The sequence below is a fragment of the Gordonia sp. CNJ-863 genome (assembly GCF_001942325.1).
Taxonomy (GTDB): Bacteria; Actinomycetota; Actinomycetes; order Mycobacteriales; family Mycobacteriaceae; genus Gordonia; species Gordonia alkanivorans.
On the sequence record NZ_MKKG01000014.1, the window covers coordinates 36,704 to 55,742 of the forward strand.

Annotated in this window: 17 protein-coding genes; 14 read left to right on the forward strand and 3 right to left on the reverse strand. The window is 67.4% G+C overall.

From position 1 onward, the window contains the following. The first annotated feature begins 55 nt into the window (after window positions 1-55). The 4 genes from BJF87_RS09265 to holA all read left to right on the forward strand — a co-directional run bounded on the left by BJF87_RS09265 (window position 56) and on the right by holA (window position 4,300). Entirely contained in the window at window positions 56-802 is a 747-nt protein-coding gene (locus tag BJF87_RS09265) for a hypothetical protein (RefSeq protein WP_075862976.1), read from the forward strand. Continuing rightward, window positions 799-1,644 (forward strand): methanethiol S-methyltransferase, encoded by an 846-nt coding sequence (gene mddA, locus BJF87_RS09270; protein WP_075862977.1) that lies wholly within the window; start codon window positions 799-801, stop codon window positions 1,642-1,644. The genes BJF87_RS09265 and mddA overlap by 4 nt, the downstream gene beginning before the upstream one ends. Window positions 1,645-1,667: 23 nt before the next feature. Further along, window positions 1,668-3,224 carry an HD domain-containing phosphohydrolase gene (locus BJF87_RS09275; RefSeq protein WP_075862978.1) on the forward strand — a complete coding sequence of 519 codons (1,557 nt, stop codon included), beginning with the start codon at window positions 1,668-1,670 and terminating at the stop codon, window positions 3,222-3,224. A 107-nt stretch (window positions 3,225-3,331) separates the two neighbouring features. After that, window positions 3,332-4,300, forward strand: a complete 969-nt coding sequence (gene holA / locus BJF87_RS09280) for a DNA polymerase III subunit delta (RefSeq protein WP_006359336.1) — start codon at window positions 3,332-3,334, stop codon at window positions 4,298-4,300. Window positions 4,301-4,602: 302 nt separating this feature from the next. On the opposite strand, the gene rpsT is transcribed toward holA, so the two are convergent. Continuing rightward, window positions 4,603-4,863: a 30S ribosomal protein S20 gene (gene rpsT, locus BJF87_RS09285; protein ID WP_006359335.1), complete on the reverse strand. Its 261-nt coding sequence runs from the start codon at window positions 4,861-4,863 to the stop codon at window positions 4,603-4,605. 228 nt (window positions 4,864-5,091) lie between these two features. Between rpsT and BJF87_RS09290 the strand changes: the two genes are divergently transcribed. From BJF87_RS09290 to BJF87_RS09305, 4 genes are all read left to right on the forward strand, one after another. Further along, window positions 5,092-6,246 (forward strand): hypothetical protein, encoded by a 1,155-nt coding sequence (locus tag BJF87_RS09290; protein ID WP_006359334.1) that lies wholly within the window; start codon window positions 5,092-5,094, stop codon window positions 6,244-6,246. Between the two features lie 79 nt (window positions 6,247-6,325). Continuing rightward, entirely contained in the window at window positions 6,326-8,080 is a 1,755-nt protein-coding gene (locus tag BJF87_RS09295) for a circularly permuted type 2 ATP-grasp protein (RefSeq protein ID WP_040004209.1), read from the forward strand. After that, complete coding sequence (locus tag BJF87_RS09300) at window positions 8,077-9,054, forward strand: alpha-E domain-containing protein (protein ID WP_006359331.1); 978 nt, start codon at window positions 8,077-8,079, stop codon at window positions 9,052-9,054. The genes BJF87_RS09295 and BJF87_RS09300 overlap by 4 nt, the downstream gene beginning before the upstream one ends. Further along, the gene (locus BJF87_RS09305) at window positions 9,051-9,899 is read left to right on the forward strand and encodes a transglutaminase family protein (RefSeq protein WP_006359330.1); all 849 of its coding nucleotides are present in this window, start codon (window positions 9,051-9,053) and stop codon (window positions 9,897-9,899) included. Before BJF87_RS09300 ends, BJF87_RS09305 begins: the two co-directional genes overlap by 4 nt. A gap of 8 nt (window positions 9,900-9,907) precedes the next feature. Here BJF87_RS09305 and BJF87_RS09310 read toward each other — a convergent pair whose 3' ends face one another. Both BJF87_RS09310 and BJF87_RS09315 read right to left on the reverse strand, forming a co-directional pair. Further along, a complete protein-coding gene (locus BJF87_RS09310; RefSeq protein ID WP_006359329.1) occupies window positions 9,908-10,351 on the reverse strand; it encodes a type II toxin-antitoxin system PemK/MazF family toxin in 444 nt (147 codons plus the stop codon). Beyond that, entirely contained in the window at window positions 10,348-11,046 is a 699-nt protein-coding gene (locus tag BJF87_RS09315) for an alpha/beta fold hydrolase (RefSeq protein WP_006359328.1), read from the reverse strand. Before BJF87_RS09315 ends, BJF87_RS09310 begins: the two co-directional genes overlap by 4 nt. A gap of 50 nt (window positions 11,047-11,096) precedes the next feature. Between BJF87_RS09315 and lepA the strand changes: the two genes are divergently transcribed. The 6 genes from lepA to cysW all read left to right on the forward strand — a co-directional run bounded on the left by lepA (window position 11,097) and on the right by cysW (window position 19,038). Beyond that, entirely contained in the window at window positions 11,097-12,983 is a 1,887-nt protein-coding gene (lepA, locus tag BJF87_RS09320) for a translation elongation factor 4 (RefSeq protein ID WP_035751383.1), read from the forward strand. Further along, window positions 12,984-15,035 (forward strand): M3 family metallopeptidase, encoded by a 2,052-nt coding sequence (locus BJF87_RS09325; protein ID WP_006359326.1) that lies wholly within the window; start codon window positions 12,984-12,986, stop codon window positions 15,033-15,035. A 13-nt stretch (window positions 15,036-15,048) separates the two neighbouring features. After that, window positions 15,049-15,954 (forward strand): cation diffusion facilitator family transporter, encoded by a 906-nt coding sequence (locus tag BJF87_RS09330; protein WP_006359325.1) that lies wholly within the window; start codon window positions 15,049-15,051, stop codon window positions 15,952-15,954. A gap of 155 nt (window positions 15,955-16,109) precedes the next feature. Continuing rightward, window positions 16,110-17,225, forward strand: a complete 1,116-nt coding sequence (locus tag BJF87_RS09335) for a sulfate ABC transporter substrate-binding protein (protein ID WP_075862979.1) — start codon at window positions 16,110-16,112, stop codon at window positions 17,223-17,225. Beyond that, window positions 17,222-18,103: a sulfate ABC transporter permease subunit CysT gene (gene cysT, locus BJF87_RS09340; protein WP_075862980.1), complete on the forward strand. Its 882-nt coding sequence runs from the start codon at window positions 17,222-17,224 to the stop codon at window positions 18,101-18,103. Before BJF87_RS09335 ends, cysT begins: the two co-directional genes overlap by 4 nt. Next, window positions 18,100-19,038, forward strand: a complete 939-nt coding sequence (cysW, locus tag BJF87_RS09345; RefSeq protein ID WP_035751302.1) for a sulfate ABC transporter permease subunit CysW — start codon at window positions 18,100-18,102, stop codon at window positions 19,036-19,038. Before cysT ends, cysW begins: the two co-directional genes overlap by 4 nt. The last annotated feature ends 1 nt before the right edge of the window (window position 19,039 follow it).

Genomic DNA, 19,039 nt, shown 5'->3' on the forward strand with positions numbered 1-19,039 from the left:
AAGTTGAGGCAGATGCCCCACGCGGGTGAGGCGGGTCGCGGACGACGCTGGGGTCATGAACACACATACACCCCGAGAAGTCGTCACCGAAGCCCGCGCTCACCCACGGCTCGCCGACGGCGATGACGAGCGATTCGCCGGGTACGGCGTCATGGGCCTGCCGTTTGCGTCGAGCCACTATCTGGCCCTGCGCGACATGGTCGCCAGTTCCATCGGACCCGCGTATCGGTCCGTCTGGCATCGAGATCCGCACGGCCTCTGGACGCTTTACACCACAACCGAGCCGGACCAGAGTTGCCCACGCTACTTCGGCGCGGGCGCGACCACACGGCGCGTTCCGTCGATCAATGTCGGATGGGCCGACGACCAGACGTTCGAGGTGACGATGGGCGACACGCTCCGCTGGACGGTGGAGCTGGCCTCGTCACCGGCGACCCGGCTGATGACCACGCTGAGCGGTGCGACGCCCACCGCAGCGTGGCGCAGCCGGACCATGCTGCACGCCGTCGGGCCGATGGCGACGCTCATGCTGCGCGCCGGCCGAATCCGCATGTGCGCCCGGACCCCCAACGGGCCGCAGTTCCGCGGGACACCGCTGTACGTCTGGCGCGTCGCCGACAGCCGGGCGTGGCTGGACGGTGAGACTTTCGGTTCTCCCGCACCACTCGACGAACAGATCAGCATCGGCGACATCCCCCTCCCGCAACGCGGACTGTTCTTCGTCGGCCGATCGGCTTTCGATGCACCCGACGCCGCAAACGACACCACGCACGCCTTCACCGACACAGGAGTACAGACATGACCACGATGGAATCGCCGTCGCCAACGGACACCGCCCCGGCGGCAACCCTTCTCACCCGCACCGTCTACCTCGCCTATGGGGTGACTGCCTACGTCGCCTTCCTGGTGGTGTTCCTGTGGGCGATCGCGTTCGTCGAGAACGCCTCGATCGTCATCGGCGGCGTCGATATCGTGCCGCGGACCATCGATCGTGGCGGGCCGTCGACGGGGGTCGTGGCGGCGGTGGTGGTCGACCTCGGACTGCTGACGCTGTTCGCCGCGCAGCACAGCGTCATGGCGCGCGACGGGTTCAAACGTCGGTGGACGCGCATCGTGCCCCAGCCGATCGAGCGCAGCACCTACGTCCTGGCGGCGACCGCGTGCCTGGCAGCTCTGCTCTGGTGGTGGCATCCGATCACCACCACCGTGTGGGACGTCTCCACATCGGCCTTGCGGTGGGTCCTCGTCGCGGCGTCGTTGTTCGGCTGGGTCCTCGTCCTGACCTCGACGTTCCACATCAACCACTTCGACCTGTTCGGTCTGCGACAGGTGGTCGCCAACGCGCGTCGGCGGCCGCTCCCGCCGTATCGGTTCATCACACCCCTCTGGTACGGAATCGTGCGACACCCGATCTACCTGGGCTTCGTCATCGCGTTCTGGGTGGCCCCGACGATGACCGCCGGACATCTTCTGTTCGCCTGCGCGACAACGGGATACATCTTCATCGGTATCCACTTGGAGGAACGGGATCTGATCCGGGACTTCGGGAACGACTATGTCGAGTATCGGCGTCGCGTCCCGATGCTGGTGCCCGGGCTGCGTGCGCGTCGAGCGTCGGGGCCGGCGCACGCGCGAGTCGCCTGACACCCGAGGCGATGAGCGCGACAATGAACGTCATGAGCCCGCAAAGGGTGCTTCCGCGTCGAGTCGAGGTGCTGGCCGGCCTGTCCGTCGCCATCGACCTCGGACTCGGTCAGCCAGCCGAGCACATGCTGCGGTCGGCGGTCATCGCCACGCGATTGGCGCGCCGGCTGGGGCTCGACCGATCGCAACAGGACACCGTCTACTACGCGACGCTCGTGATGTGGATCGGCTGTCACGCCGACTCCGCCGAGTACGCGCGCTGGTTCGGCGACGACATCGCGGTGCGCCGCGACGCCTATCTCGTCGACTGGTCGGGACTTCCGTATCTGCGTTTCCTCATCGGCAATCTCGTTCGCGGAGAATCACTTCCGCATCGGATGAAGATCATGGCCGAACTCTTCCGGGATTCGCGCGGCAATATCGCGGCACTCGTGCACTCGCACTGCCTGTCGGCGGCTGCGCTGGCCGGCCACATCGGACTGGGTCCCGACGTCGAGCAGGCGATCACCTACACGTTCGAGCGCTTCGACGGGGGAGGGCTTCCCGGCGGGGTGTCCGGTGTGGAGATCCCGATCGAGATGCGGGTGGCACAACTGGCCGACATGGCCGAGGTCCACCAGCGCACGTATGGCGTCGACGGAGCGGTCGCGATGGCGCGGAGCCGGCGGGGAGGGCACTTCGATCCCGACGTCGTCGATGCCTTCGTCGACGATCCCGCGACTCTCTTCCCGGCTGACTCCGACGATCCGTGGGAGCTGGCGTTGGCGATCGCGCCGGATGCCGAGCTCCGTCTCGACGATCCGGGACTGGACCATCTGCTGCTCGCCATCGGAGATTTCGTCGACCTGAAATGTCCCTTCGCGCTGGGGCATTCACGCGGAGTGTCGGCGCTGGCCGAATCGGCTGCGGGGCACCTCGGTGTCGAACGATCGGACATCGACGCGACTCGTCGTGCGGGGTGGCTTCATGACGTCGGGCGAATCGGGGTGTCGAATCAGATCTGGTCGAAGGCCGGGGACCTCACCGCGGCGGAGTGGGAGCGCGTCCGCATGCACCCGTATCTCACCGACCGCGTCCTCACGCGCATCCCGGGTCTCCGGGACGTGGCACGCATCGCCCGGACCCACCACGAGCACCTCGACGGGACCGGCTATCCACTGGGACTCAACGGACCGGCGCTCGGGCAGCCGGAGCGTATTCTCGCTGCCGCAGTCACGTATCGGTCGGCGGTCGAACCCCGGCCGTACCGGGCGGCGATGTCGACGGACGAGGCGGTCGCACGGCTCGAGCGCCGCGCCCATCGCGGTGAACTCGACGCCGACTGCGTCGAGGCCGTTCTCGCCGCCGCCGGACACGCGCGGACCCGGGCGCGGCACAGCGACGCGTTGACGCGGCGGGAGCGGGAGATCCTCGGACTCGTCGCGCGTGGGCTGTCCAACCGGGACATCGCGTCGAAGCTCGTTCTGAGCGAGAAGACGGTGCGCAATCATGTCGAGCGGACGTATACGAAGATCGGGGCGTCGAATCGGGTGGGCGCCAGCCTGTACGCGCTGGAGAACGGGCTCGCGGGGTCGTCGTAGGTCCGTGGTCTGAGAACCGCCCGGCACGGGCCGGGCCGCACGCACGACGCCGGGACCGCCGCCGTAGTCCCCGCAGCCATGTCGGCCCGATCTGGCACGATGAGCACGTGACCGATCGCCTGCACCTGCTCCTCGGAGACGACGACTTCCTGACCGGCCGGGTGATCTCCGCGGTGGCGGAGGCGACGTCGAAGGAGGCGGGCACACCGGTCCCGGTGACCCGGGTGCGTGCGGGTGACGTCAGCGAACACGAGCTCGCCGAGTTGCTGAGCCCGTCACTGTTCGCCGAGGAACGCATCGTCGTCGTCGAGTCTGCTGCCGAAGCCGGTAAGGAGCCGGCGGCGCTCATCGCGACGACGGCCACGTCGCTGCCCGAGGGCATCACGCTGATGGTGATCCACTCCGGTGGGGGACGCGCGAAGTCGATGGTTCCGGCGTTGAAGAAGGCCGGCGCCGTCGAGCACGCGACCACCGCGCCGAAGTGGGCATCGGACCGGATGACCTTTGTCCGCAACGAGTTCCGCTCACTCGGTGTGAAGGTCAGCGCCGACGTCGTCGAGCAGGTCGTCGAGAGTGTCGGTTCCGAACTGCGTGAGCTCGCTGCCGCATGCGCCCAGCTCGTCGCCGACACCGGCGGCAAGGTGAACCGCGAGAGCGTGCAGCTGTACTACCAGGGCCGGTCCGAGGTGACCGGCTTCGAGGTCGCCGACAAAGCAGTCCTGGGGGACCGGGCCGGAGCACTCGAGTCGCTCGCCTGGGCGCTGCACCACGGAGTGCCGCGCGTACTCCTGGCCGACGCCCTCGCCGAAGCCGTCCACGCCATCGCCCGCATCCGGCCGATGGGGTCGATCGACCACTTCGCCGCCGCCTCCGAACTCGGCATGCCGCCGAACCGGGTCAAGAGCGTGCAGGCGAAGGCCAAGGCATGGGACTCGGAGTCGATCGCCCGCGCGGTCGGGGTGGTCGCGAAACTCAACGGCGATGTCAAGGGACAGGCCGCCGATGCCGACTACGCACTGACCTACGCCGTCGCCGCGGTTGCAGATCTCCGGCCGGACGGGCGTCGTCGGAACTGAGTCGGCAGTAGGTATCGGCTACTGCCGACTGGCCGAGTCTCGGTCAGCGGATCGGCGTCGAAACTCGTCCCCCTGACGCGATAGCGGGGGCAATGTGCCCTCGGGCGCCAGTCACGGGGACGACTTCTCACCCAGGCGAGGGGAGCGACTCAACCGCGCGCGGCCGGGCGGACGGTGTCTCTCAGCAGAGAAGAACGACGATCACCCCGGCAACCGCGTGGATGCTACCGGGGTGATCGTGAGTATGAACATATGGCGGCGCGCCATGCGCCGAGGCGACCCGGAGGTCGGAGTGGGTCAGCTCAGAGCTTGTTGACCGCGAGAGCGATGGCCGACTTCTTGTTGGCGGCCTGGTTGGCGTGGATGACGCCCTTGCTGGCGGCCTTGTCGAGCTTGCGGCTCGCAGCCTGACCGAGCTCGGTAGCCTTGTCCTTGTCGCCGGACTCGACGGCCTCGCGGAAGCTACGGATCGAGGTACGCAGGGCCGACTTCACCGACACGTTGCGCTGCCGGTTCTTCTCGTTGGTGCGGTTGCGCTTGATCTGAGACTTGATGTTCGCCACGCGTGTTACCTCTGTCGTTGCTGGTGGATATGTCTGTCTGTTCTGGTCGGGCGGCGGACCGGTTGGCCCGAACTCGCACCGCGCGGCGTCGGCGCGTGAAGGATCTTCACGGCGTCACCGCAACAGCGGACAACTTTACCAGCCGGGATCAGTCAGCCCAAAATCCGTCGTCGGGCCGATGCGCGCCGAAAAGAATCATCGTGGGCAAAAGTCTAGGCTCGAGTCATCATGTCCGTCGTTTACGTACACATCGGCCTCCCGAAGACCGGCACCACGCACCTGCAGGATCGACTCTGGCGCAACCGTGACCTGGCGTTGCAGACGTCCGGGTTGCTCTATCCGGGCAACGTCATCTCCGATCACTTCCACGCCGCGGTCCACCTCCAGCCAGAGCGCTACCTCGACTGGGCCGACCCGGCCTTCTCCGGGGTGTGGCCCAAGCTGCTCGGGCAGATGCGGGCCTGGCCCCAGACCTCGCTGCTGTCGCATGAGCTCTACAGCACCGCGACGAGCGAGCAGATCGAGCGGCTCCTGGCCGATCTGTCGTTCGCCGACGAGGTGCACGTCATCGCAACGGTTCGCGACCTCGCCCGCCAGCTCCCGTCGGTCTGGCAGGAGAACGTCAAGAACCAGCGGCGTGCCTCCTTCGACGAGTTCGTCGACGCGGTCGCGTTCGCGGCGGAATCGAACACGGTGGGTGAGGTGTCCGCGGAGAATGCCGGTCCGCTCGTCGAGGACGAACCGTTCTGGGAGTTCCAGGACCACGTCGGCATCCTCGCCAAGTGGGCGAAGTTCGTCGGACCCGAACGCGTCCACGTGGTGACCGTGCCGCGCGGTCGGCCGGCGCAGGGCGACGCCCTCTGGGATCGCTTCCTCCGCGTCCTGGAGGTCGACGCGGCACCGCTGAACATCCCGGTGCCCAGCCTCAACAGCTCGCTGTCGGCGTCGCAGGCCGAGTTCCTCCGCGGTCTGAACCAGCGCCTGCAGCCGGAGACCATCGAATGGCGCCGGTACGAACGCATCATCAAGGGGCAGGTGATCGGCGAGATCCTGTTCGAGGCGCGCTCGGGCGCGCCCCAGGGGCTGACGGTCAAACACCGGCAGTGGGCCGCCGCGCAGGCGGCCACGATGGTGGAGGCGGTACGCAGCGCGGGATACGACGTCGCAGGCGACCTCGCCGACCTCGAGGTGTCGGCGGACGGTGCCGCCGACGACGCGCCGATGCCCTCCGATCGCGAGGTGCTCGACGTGGCTCTCGACACGATCGCCTCGATGGTCCTCGCCGCGCCGCTGCCCAAGGTCGGACCGCCGATGAAGACGCGCGCAGCCAATGTCCTGCGGCGAGTCAAGCGCCGCGCCCTCGCGATGCGACGTTCGCTCTGAGGCGCCGGCGCATGGCGCGCACGACACGGTCGGCCAACCGTGGTGCCGATTTCGCGGTTATGCGGCACCATGGCAATTTATGACCCCCGCATCGACAAGTGCGCCCGCCAAGAAGGCGCCGCGAAAGTCCGCATCCGCGAAGACAACGACGTCGAGCTCGTCCGGGAAGGCGGCCTCGGGCCGCTCCGGATCGTCGAAGAGTTCGGGGTCAGGAGGCAGATCCCGCAAGTCGAGCGGTGAGGAGAACTTCACCGGGAACTTCGGTGGGTACTCAAAAGGTCCGTACGGCAAGGCATATGACGAGATGTTCGATGCCGCGGGCGATGTGCGCACCCCGTATCGCGGCATCTACAAGGCGATGTCCGACGAGGACTCGTCCGACCTGGTCGAGGCCCGCGTCGAAGCGTTGGGCCGCGCCTACCTCGATCAGGGTGTGACCTTCTCGCTGTCCGGCCAGGAACGCCCCTTCCCGTTGGACATTGTGCCGCGCGTGATTTCGGCCGGGGAGTGGAGCAAGCTCGAAGCGGGTATCACCCAGCGCGTGCAGGCCCTCGAGTTGTTCCTCGACGACATCTACGGTGAGCAGGAGATCCTGCGCGACGGCGTGCTGCCGAAACGGCTCGTCCACTCCTGTGAGCACTTCCATCGGCAGGCAGCAAACATTCGGCCGCCCAACGGTGTTCGCATCCACGTCGCCGGCATCGACCTGATCCGCGACGAGAACGGCGACTTCCGGGTCCTCGAGGACAACCTGCGGTCGCCGTCGGGTGTCTCATACGTGCTCGAGAACCGCCGCGCGATGGCGCGCGTGTTCCCCGACCTCTTCTCCAAACACCGCGTCCGCGCGGTGGCCGACTATCCGAGCCATCTGCTGCGTGCGCTGCGCGCATCGGCGGCGTTCAACGAGGCCGACCCGAACATCGTCGTGCTCACCCCGGGGGTGGCGAACTCCGCGTACTTCGAACACTCGCTGCTCGCACGCCTGATGGGTGTCGAGCTCGTCGAGGGCCGAGATCTGTTCTGCCGCGACAACGTCGTCTACATGCGCACCACCGAGGGCGAACAGCGCGTCGACGTCATCTACCGCCGCATCGACGACGACTTCCTCGACCCGATGCAGTTCCGCCCCGATTCGATGCTGGGTGTCGCCGGACTGCTCAATGCGGCCCGCGCCGGCAACGTGGTCATCTCGAGCGCGGTCGGCAACGGCGTCGGCGACGACAAGCTGATTTACACCTACGTCCCGGAGATCATCGAGTACTACCTCGGTGAGAAGCCGAGTCTGCAGAACGTCGACACCCTGCGCTGCTGGCTTCCCGAGGAGTGCGAGGAGGTCCTCGACCGCATCGACGAGCTCGTCGTGAAACCCGTTGAGGGATCGGGTGGATACGGAATCGTCTTCGGGCCCGAGGCCACCAAGGCGGAGCTGGACACCCTGGCCCGCAAGGTGCGCAACGATCCGCGCGGCTGGATCGCACAACCCGTCGTGCAGCTGTCGACGGTGCCGACGAAGATCGGCAACGAGATCCGTCCGCGTCACGTCGACCTGCGTCCGTTCGCCGTCAACGACGGCGAGTCGGTCTGGGTCCTGCCCGGCGGCCTCACTCGCGTCGCCCTGCCGGAGGGATCGTTGGTGGTGAACTCCAGCCAGGGAGGTGGTTCCAAGGACACCTGGGTGCTCGCCAGCCGGACGTCGGAGGCCGAACGCGAACTCTCCGGCGCGAAGGTGGTCACCACCAGTGGCGTCGCCGCGGCCCGGCCCGCCGACAGCGCCCCCGACCCGGTGCACACCCAGACCCAACAGCAGCAACAGCAGGGCGGTGATCCCCGATGATGTTGGCGCGCAACGCCGAGTCGTTGTACTGGATCGGCAGGTACGTGGAGCGCGCCGACGACATGGCGCGCATCCTCGACGTCGCGATCCACCAGCTGCTCGAGGACACCACCGTCGACGTCGACCAGCAGGCGCGACTGATCATCCAGGTACTCGGGCTCGAGGCGCCGGAGACCGACGAGGAACTCGACGTCTGGTCGCTGACGGAACGCGTGGCCTACGATGCCGACGCGGTCGGGTCGATCGTCGACCTCATCCGCGCGGCACGCGAGAATGCGCGCGGCGCAAGGGAAGTCACGTCGAGCGAGCTGTGGGAGTGTCTCAACACCACCTACAACGGACTCGACGCCGCCGAACGCCGGTCGCGCCGCCTCGGTCCGCACGAGTTCCTCTCGTACGTGAAGAACCGTGCGGCCATGTTCGCCGGCCTCGCCGACGCCACCCTCAGCCACGACGACGGCTACCGCTACCTGCTGCTCGGCCGCTCCGTCGAGCGGGTCGACATGACGATCCGAATGCTGTTGTCGCGAGCGGGGGATCGAACCTCGTCGCCCGCATGGGTCAACGTGCTGGTCTCCGCCGGCGGTCACGACACCTTCCTGCGCACCTACCGCGGCGTCCTCGACGCGGAGAACATCGTCGAGTTCATGCTGCTCGATCGCCTGTTCCCGCGGTCGATCTTCCACGCGCTCAGCGTCGCCGAACGCAACCTCGGGCAGCTCGAGAAGGGTCCCAGCCGCGTCGGAGCCCAGGCCGAGGCCCAGCTGTTGCTCGGTCGGGCGCGGAGCTCGCTGGAGTTCCTCGAGCCCGGCGAGCTGCTCGACGGGCTGCAGGAACGTCTGGTTGATCTGCAGGACACCTGCCGGGCCGTCAACGAGGCGGTCACCAAGCAGTACTTCCATGTGTCGCCGTATGTCTCGTGGGCCGACACCCGCGTCAGCGACGGCCAAGCGATCGAGGAGAGTGAACTGTGAGCTGGCGTCTGCGCGTCGTCCATTCCACCGGTTTCGCGTACAACAGTCCCGTCACCTCCTCGTACAACGAGGCCCGGATCACGCCCCGTAGCGACGCCCGTCAGAACGTGATCGTCAACCGTGTCGAGACCGTGCCGGCCACCAGGTCGTATCGCTACACCGACTACTGGGGTACGGCGGTCACCGCCTTCGATCTCCATGCGCCGCACGAGGAACTCGAGGTGTCGGGGATGTCGGTGGTGGAGACCGAGGCCGGACAGCGACCAGCCGAGGAAGACCAGGTCTCGTGGGAGGACATCCGCAGCGAGGCCGTCATGGATCGCTACGACGAGATGCTCTCCAACACCACCTATGTGCCGAAGAACCGGCAGCTGATCGCGGCGGCCAAGAAGGTCGCCAAGGGGCTCACCCCGGCGGAGACGGTCGAGGCGCTGTCCCGGTTCGTCCATGAGGAGATGGAGTACGTACCCGGCACCACGGGCGTGCACACCACCGCCGTCGACGCCTGGAACGAGCGCAAGGGGGTCTGCCAGGACTACGCCCACCTCACCCTGGTGATGTTGCGCGGCCTGGGAATTCCGGCCCGCTACGTGTCGGGGTACTTGCATCCGAAACCGAATGCGGCGATCGACAAGACGGTCCAAGGCCAGAGCCACGCATGGATCGAGGCATGGACCGGCGGCTGGTGGGGCTACGACCCGACCAACGACACTCCGATCACCGAGCAGCACGTGTCGGTCGGCGTCGGCCGCGACTACGCGGATGTGTCGCCACTCAAGGGGGTCTACACCGGTGGTGGCGCAACGGATCTCGACGTCATCGTGGAGATCACGCGGCTGGCGTAGGGGAGTGCTCAGCGCCAGCCGAAGCGCGACCTGAGTTCGTCGGCGACCGCGTCGAAACGGCGACGGTCGAGGATTGCGCCCTCGCGCCGGATGCCGTCGGCGTCGACGACGAGGACACGGTCGAGGCGGACGAAGCTCGGCCGATTCTGTGAGTCCCAGGTCCCGGTGCCGACGGCGAACCAGTCGTCGTCGTCCCGGTGGTAGTCCTTGCTCGACAGCATCAGACCCAGAACCTCCTCGAAAGTGCCACCGTCGGCGGTCTCGGCGTTGGCGTCGCGGCCCACCACGAGCACCGGGCGGTCCTTGCCCTGGTTGGGGTCGTCCTCGTAGGCGACCCAGGTCCACACGATCTCGCCGGGGTCGGCGTCGCCGTCGAGTTCGGGGTTGTAGCTGATCGTGCGGGCGACCTCGGCGGTGGGACGGAGGCGGGACCGGATGCTGCGGCTCGTCACGGCCGGAATGCTCTCATCAGGAACTCGTCGACCGCGTCGGCGGTCAGCTGCGCGGTCGGCTTCTTCTTCGGGTTGAGGTCGTGACCGACCTTCTCGAGTTCGACGATCCGCGTCGGCGCGTCGATCAGGCCGATCGCCTCGGCCATCTCCTCGGTGGTGCCGAACGGGTCGGTGCTGCCGTGGACGACGAGGGTCGGCACGGTGATCGACGGCAGGTGTTCGGTGCGCAGCCGGTCGGGCTTGCCCGGCGGGTGCAGGGGATAGGAGCTGAGCAGCAGGCCGTCGGCGAGGTCGGTGCCGTCCTCGGCGACCGCCATCGACGCCTGACGCCCGCCGTAGGAGTGGCCGCCGACGAACAGCGGGCCGTCGGACTCCTCGCGGAACGTCGCGCAGGCGGCGCGGATGCCGTCGCGGTCGGCCGGCGACGTCGACGGACTCGGCGGTCCCTTGGGTCGGCGCCGGCGATAGGGGAGGTCGATCCGGGCGACGACGTAGCCGCGCGAACTCAGTTCGTCGGCGAGCGCGCGCAGGATGACCGCGTCGCGGTTGCCGCCCGCGCCGTGCGCCAAGACGATCGTGGCGCGAGGAGTGCCGTCCGGGCGGTGCACGTCGGCGGCGACGTCCTCGGTCTCGACGGTGGCGATGGTGGTCCCTGGCTTTTTCGACTCGGCGGACTCGGCTGTCACGGCTGCCACGGTAGCGCCCCACCATCCGCTTGGGCACCATTCGCGGCGCTCATGAGAACATGGTGGTCAACGTACGTGTCCATCCTCGAGGAGTAGTTCCAATTCCCACCTTCGTCGACACAACCTTCACCGACCCGGCGCGCATCCGGAACTTCTGCATCATCGCCCACATCGACCACGGAAAGTCGACGCTGGCCGACCGGATGCTGCAGCTCACCGGTGTCGTGGAAGAGCGCCAGATGCGGGCGCAGTACCTCGATCGCATGGACATCGAGCGTGAGCGCGGCATCACCATCAAGGCGCAGAACGTGCGGTTGCCGTGGCAGCTCGACGGTGACGACTACGTAGTGCACCTCATCGACACCCCCGGTCACGTCGACTTCACCTACGAGGTGTCGCGTGCGCTCGAGGCGTGTGAAGGCGCGGTCCTCCTCGTCGACGCCGCTCAGGGCATCGAGGCACAGACGCTCGCCAATCTGTACCTCGCGATGGAGAACGACCTCACCATCATCCCGGTCCTGAACAAGATCGACCTGCCCGCGGCCGACCCCGAGCGTTACGCCGCCGAGCTCGCCCACATCGTGGGCTGTGAGCCCGAGGACGTCCTGCGGGTGTCCGGCAAGACCGGCGTCGGCGTCGGCGAACTGCTCGACGAGGTCATCCGCAAGGTGCCCGCCCCCGTCGGGAACGCCGACGCGCCGGCACGCGCGATGATCTTCGACTCGGTCTACGACACCTACCGCGGCGTGGTCACCTACGTCCGTGTCGTCGACGGCAAGATCGTGCCGCGCGAGAAGATCCAGATGATGTCGACCGGCGCGACCCACGAACTGCTCGAGGTCGGCATCGTGTCGCCGGAACCGAAGCCCACCCAGGGACTCGGCGTCGGCGAGGTTGGCTACCTCATCACCGGTGTGAAGGACGTGCGCCAGTCGAAGGTCGGTGACACCGTCACCAGCGCCCGCAACGGCGCGAGCGAAGCGCTGACCGGATATCGCGAACCGCGGCCGATGGTCTACTCGGGCCTGTACCCGATGGACGGTTCCGACTATCCGGTCCTGCGTGAGGCGCTGGAGAAGCTGCAACTCAACGACGCCGCGCTCACCTACGAGCCGGAGACGTCGGTGGCGCTGGGCTTCGGATTCCGCTGCGGCTTCCTGGGTCTGCTCCACATGGAGATCACCCGCGAGCGTCTCGAGCGCGAGTTCAACCTGGACCTCATCTCCACCGCACCCAACGTGGTGTACCGCGTCGTGATGGAGGACGGCTCCGAGCACATCGTCACCAACCCGTCGGACTGGCCGGAGGGCAAGACCCGCCACATCTACGAGCCGGTCGTCAAGACCACGGTGATCGCGCCGAGCGAGTTCATCGGCGCCATCATGGAACTCTGCCAGTCGCGGCGCGGCGAGCTCGGCGGCATGGACTACCTGTCGGAGACCCGCGTGGAACTCCGCTACACCCTACCGATGGCCGAGATCATCTTCGACTTCTTCGACTCGCTGAAGTCGCGCACCCGCGGCTATGCATCTCTCGACTACGAAGAGGCAGGCGAGCAGGAAGCCGACCTGGTCAAGGTCGACATCCTGCTCCAGGGCGAGGCCGTCGACGCGTTCAGCGCGATCGTCCACCGCGACGCCGCCTACGCCTACGGCAACAAGATGGCGCTCAAGCTCCGCGAGCTCATCCCGCGTCAACAGTTCGAGGTCCCGATCCAGGCGGCCATCGGCTCGAAGATCATTGCGCGCGAGAACATCCGGGCGATCCGCAAGGATGTGCTCGCGAAGTGCTACGGCGGCGACATCAGCCGTAAGCGCAAGCTGCTCGAGAAGCAGAAGGAAGGCAAGAAGCGGATGAAGACCATCGGCCGTGTCGACGTCCCGCAGGAGGCGTTCGTCGCGGCGCTCTCCACCGATGCCGCAGGTGACAAACCGAAAGGGAAGTAGATGACGGGGCAGGACAGCGCAACCAATCCGGTACTGGCACAGAGTGATCTGCCCTACGATCTGACGGACTTCGCGTCGATCTCCGACGACGACTTCCTGCCCGCCTTCCGTGAGGCGATGGCGTCGCACCTCGCCGAGGTCGAGGCCATCGCCGCCGATCCCGCGGAACCGACCTTCGGCAACACGATCGAGGCGCTGGAGCTGTCGGGTCGCGACCTGGCCCGCGCGTCGGGCATCTTCTTCAATCTCGTCGGCCCCGACACCAACCCCAAGCGCAACGAGATCTCCCAGGAGCTCTCGACGCTGTTGACCGACCACGGCAACACGATCGCGATGAACCCGGTTCTGTTCGGCCGGATCTCGGATCTCGCGTCCCGCGCCGACGACCTCGACCTGACCGAGCCGCAGCGTCGACTCCTCGACAAGCGGTACCGCGAGTCCGTGCGTGCCGGTGCCGGTCTGCCGGAGGCCGAGCAGGAGGAGATGCGCCAGATCGCCTCCCGGCTCGCGTATCTGACGACCACGTTCTCGCAGAAGATCCTCGACGACACCAACGATTCGGCGGTCCTCGTCGAGGACGCGTCGGACCTCGACGGCTTGTCCGCCGGCCAGATCGCGGCCGCTCGACGCGCGGCGGCCGATGCCGGCCACGAGAGCGGCCACCTGATCACCCTGGAACTCCCGACCAGCCAGTCCGTGCTGACCGAGTTGACGAATCCTGCCGTGCGGCAACGGGTGTTCGACGCGTCGGTGAACCGCTGCGCGCGCGGCAACGACCACGACACCCGGGAACTCGTCCTCGAGATCGTGCGTCTGCGTGCTCGCCGTGCCGAATTGCTCGGGTACCGCGACCACGCCGAGTTCGTGATCGCCGAGCAGACCGCGCCCGACGCGTCCGCGGTCGACGACCTGCTGCGGGAACTCAACCGATCGGCGATGCGTGCCGGGGGTCGGGAACTGACGCGGCTCACCGAGTTCGCCGAAGGCGCCGAGATCGGACCCGCCGACCTGACCTTCTGGCTCGAACGTGAGAAGCAGGCCAAGTCCTCGGTACCGCTCGACGGTTTCGCCGACTACTGCGAACTCGACACCGTCCTGACGCGCGGAGTCTTCCACGCCGCCAACAAGTTGTACGGCCTGACGTTCGTCGAACGGACGGGACTGCCCGTCTATCACCCCGACGTGCGCGTCTGGGAGGTGCGGGACGACTCCGGCACCGGCATCGGACTGTTCCTCGGCGACTTCTACGCGCGGCCGTCCAAGCGCGGCGGTGCCTGGATGAACAACATCGTCGACCAGTCGTCGGTGCTGGAGACCCAGCCGATCATCGTCAACGTCCTGAACCTGACGAAACCCGATGAGGGGCAGCCGTGTCTGCTCACCATCGATCAGCTGACGACCCTGTTCCACGAGTTCGGGCATGCTCTGCACGGTCTGCTGTCGTCAGTGCAGTACCCGTCGCAGTCGGGGACATCGGTGCCGCGTGACTTCGTCGAGTTCCCGTCGCAGGTCAACGAGATGTGGGCCCTCCACCCGGATGTGCTCGCCAACTATGCGCTGCACCACGCGACCGGTGAGGCGATCCCGGCCGAACTGGCCGCCGCCGCACGGGAGTCCGCCGGCGCCGAGACCGCGCACGGGACCATCGAGTACCTCGCGGCGTCGTCGCTCGATCTGGCCTGGCATCGGTTGACGGTCGAGGAGGCCGCGGCCGTCACCGACGTCGAGGCGTTCGAGGCGAAGGCGCTCACCGAGGTCGGCCTGCAGACCGACCTGATCCCGCCCCGCTACCGCAGCGCCTACTTCAACCACATCTTTGGCGGCGGCTACTCGGCCGGCTACTACAGCTACATCTGGTCGGAGGTCCTCGACGCCGAGACCGAACAGTGGTTCCTCGCCTCGGGCGGCCTGGAGCGCGACAACGGGCGACGCTTTGCCGAGGCGACGCTGTCGCGCGGTGACAGCATCGACCCGCTGGTATCGCACGAGGCGCTGATCGGCCGTAAACCGCAGATCGAGCCGCTCCTGCGTCGTCGGGGGCTCGCGGCTTGAGCCGGGTTCGATCATGACAAGGGGACAACGCCACAACCTCGCCCGGTTCGCGGTGCTCAGCATCGTGACCGCGGTGGTCGTGTTCGGCCTCAAGCTGCTGGCCTGGTGGATCACCGGGTCGGTGGGCCTGCTGTCCGACGCGCTCGAATCGATCGTCAACGTCGTCGCCGCCGTGGGCGCGTTCGTCGCACTACGCGTCGCCGCGAAGCCGCCGGACCGGGGGCACAACTTCGGGCACACCAAGGCCGAGTACTTCTCGGCGGTTTTCGAAGGTGTCCTGATCGTCGTGGCGGCGGTGATCATCGTCGTGACCGCGATCGACCGGCTCATCAACCCCCGCGAGCTCGAAGAGATCGGGCTCGGCCTCGGCATCTCGGTGGGCGCCACGGCCCTCAACGCGGCGGTGGGGTTGATCCTCATCCGCGCCGGCCGCAAACACCGGTCGCTGACCCTCGAGGCCGACGGCAAGCATCTGATGACCGACGTGGCGACCACCGTCGGCGTCCTCGTGGGTGTGTTCCTCGTCGCGTTGACCGGCTGGCTGCCCCTCGACCCGCTGATCGCCATCGCTGTCGCGATCAACATCATGGTCGTCGGTACCCGGCTCGTGTGGCGCTCGAGTGCGGGACTGATGGATTCCGCGCTCCCCGCCGAGCAGCGCTCCGCCATCGACGACGTGCTCGACCGGCACCGCACCGACGGCATCGTCTTCCACGACATCCGCACCCGCGAGGCCGGTCACGAACGGTTTCTGCAGCTCCACATGCTCGTGCCCGGCGACTGGTCGGTGCAGCGCGCCCACGATCTCACCGAGGTCGTCGAGGACGACCTGCACGCAGCGGTCCCGGACCTGAACATCACGACGCACGTCGAACCGGTCAACGATCCGCGCGCCTACGAAGACTGGCGGTTGGAGTAGAGGGTCAGGGTGCTCACCGTGTGTGTGCATGGCCTGGGCGGAGTTCAGATCTCGATGATTTCAACTCCGGCGAGGCCCTTGCGGGTTGCTAGCGTGATCCGGTCCCGCCGGTCACCGCCCTGTCCCGACCGGCCCCGCTGAGTCTTGGAGGAAGAGTGAGCGCTGGCCCTGTCACGCCGCGTGGCACCCGGGTGCTGGTGAGCCTTCTGGCGTTGGCGATGGTGTTCGTCGCGGGCTGCGGTGGCGGATCGACCGACGAGCCCGGCGGAGTGGACATCTCCAGCGGCGACCGGCACCTCGATCTGGTCGCCTACGCCGTCCCCAAGATCGGCTTCGACGAGATCATCCCGGCGTTCCGCGACACCCCGGAGGGCCACGGCATCGGCTTCTCGGCGTCGTACGGCGCCTCCGGTGATCAGTCGCGCAAGGTGGCCCGTCGTGTTCCGGCCGACGTCGTCAACTTCTCCGTCGAACCCGACATCACCCGCCTGGTGAAGGCGGGTCTGGTCGACGAGGACTGGAAAAAGCAGGCACCCAACAACAGCACCCCGTTCGGGTCGGTCGTCGCGCTGGTGGTCCGCAAGGGCAATCCGAAGGGCATCCGCGACTGGGACGATCTGCTGAAGCCCGGTGTGCAGGTGGTCACCCCGAACCCCGGCAGCTCCGGGTCGGCGAAGTGGAATCTGCTGGCACCGTATGCCGCGCTCAGCGACGGCGGCCGGGATTCGCAGGCCGGCCTCGACTACGTGGCCAAACTGGTGCGCGACCACATCAAGGTGGTGCCCAAGTCGGGCCGCGAGGCCACCACGGCGTTCGAGCAGGGTCAGGGCGATGTCTTGATCAGCTACGAGAACGAGGCGATCATGCTCGACAAGGCCAACTCCACCGCCGCCCCGAACAGCCAGGTCGAATACGTGATCCCGCCGCAGACTTTCAAGATCGAGAACCCCGTCGCGGTCGTCAACACCTCCGACGACAAAGCGGGCGCACGCTCCTTCGTGGACTTCCTCTTCACCCCGGAGGCGCAGCTGATCTGGGCCGAGCAGGGATTCCGGCCGGTGGACCCCGCGGTCATCGAGGCGACCCGGGATCGGTTCCCCGGTGACATCGCGAAGCTGTGGACCATCGCCGAACTCGGCAAGGTGCTCGGGGAGGGCACCGCCGAGGACAACGACGGCAAGGACCTGACCGGCTGGAAGGCCGTCGACGAGGCGCTGTTCGGCAAGAAGGGCGCCATCACCAAGATCTACGACTCAGGGGGTAAGCAGTGACCTCGGTCGACTCGACGGCCACGGAGACCGGGACACCCGTTCCCGACTCCCGGCCGCCACGCGGGTTCCTCGGACGCTCGCGGACCTTCGCCGGCGTGAGCCCGATGACCATCGGCGTCGCCTGGCTCTGGCTCAGCGTCATCGTGCTGCTGCCACTCGCGGCGATCACCGTGCAGTCCTTCGACGACGGCTGGAGCGGCTTCTGGGAGGCCGTCTCGGCGCCCGCCGCGGTGGACGCCATCTGGATCACCGTGGTCGTGTCCGTCGTCGCGGCGCTGATCAACGTCGTGTTCGGCACGCTGATCGCGTGGGTGCTGGTCCGCGACGAGTTCCCCGGCAAGGGATTCGTCAACGCCATCATCGACCTGCCGTTCGCGCTGCCGACGATCGTCGCCAGTCTCGTGTTGTTGTCGCTGTACGGGCCGAACAGCCCCATCGACATCCAGCTCAACGCCACCAAGCCCGCTCTGGTGATCGCGCTGACGTTCGTCACGCTGCCGTTCGTGGTCCGTCAGGTGCAGCCGGTGCTCATCGAACTCGACGTCGACGTCGAGGAGGCCGCGGCGGTACTCGGCGCCAACAACCTCACGATCTTCCGCAAGATCATCCTGCCCGCGCTGCTGCCGGCGATCCTGATCGGTGCCGGCCTGGCCTTCACCCGCGCCATCGGCGAGTTCGGTTCGGTGGTGCTCATCGGCGGCAACATCCCGGGCGACACCCAGGTGGCCTCGCAGTACATCCAGCAGCAGATCGAGATCGACGCGCCGATCGACGCGGCCGCGATCTCGGTGGTCCTGCTGCTCATCGCCTTCGTCGCACTGCTCATCCTGCGCGTCGCCGGACGGTGGCAGTCCAAGCGGGAGGACGCTGACCGATGAAGGTGTCGAACCCGACCAAGTACACGCTGCGCACCATCGCGCTCGTCTACCTGTTCGTCCTCCTGATGGTTCCGGTCGGCACCATCTTCTACCGCTCCTTCGAACACGGCATCGTCCAGTTCTGGGAGTGGATCACCACCCCGGCGGCCATCTCCGCACTGCAGCTCAGCCTGCTCATCGTCGCCATCGTCGTGCCGCTCAACGTGGTCTTCGGCGTGATCACTGCGCTGGCCCTGGCCCGTGGGCGGTTCCCCGGCAAGGGATTCCTGCAGGCCGTCGTCGACTTGCCGTTCGCGGTGTCACCGGTGGTCGCCGGTGTCGCGCTGATCCTCCTCTGGGGCCACGGCGGCTGGTTCGGCGGCATCGAGAGTCTCGGCTTCCGGATCATCTTCGGCTTCCCCGGGCTGGTGCTGGCCACGCTGTTCGTCACGCTGCCGTTCGTCGCCCGCGAGGTCGAACCGGTGCTCCGGGAGATCGGCACCGAACAAGAAGAGGCCGCCGCGACGCTGGGCGCCAGCAATTGGCAGGTCTTCTGGCGGGTCACCCTCCCGGCGATCCGCTGGGGCCTGACCTACGGCATCGTTCTGACCGTCGCGCGAGCGCTGGGCGAATACGGCGCGGTGACCATGGTGTCGTCGAACTATCCCGGCGTGTCCCAGACGCTGACGCTGCTGGTCCACTCCCGCTACACCGACGACTACAACGAGTTCGGCGCCTACGCGGCCGCGACCCTGCTGATGTTCGTCGCCATCCTGGTGCTCGTCCTGATGTCCCTGATCGAGCGCCGCGCCAAGTCCCGCCTCGTCGACGCCAGCGAATCCACCTCGGGCGACGTCGAACTCACCGAGGTCGACCTCACCCCGCCGCACGGGCCGGCATCCGTCGACGCCAAGCAGATCGTCCATCCCAACGCCCAGCACAAGGAAGGCGTGTGAC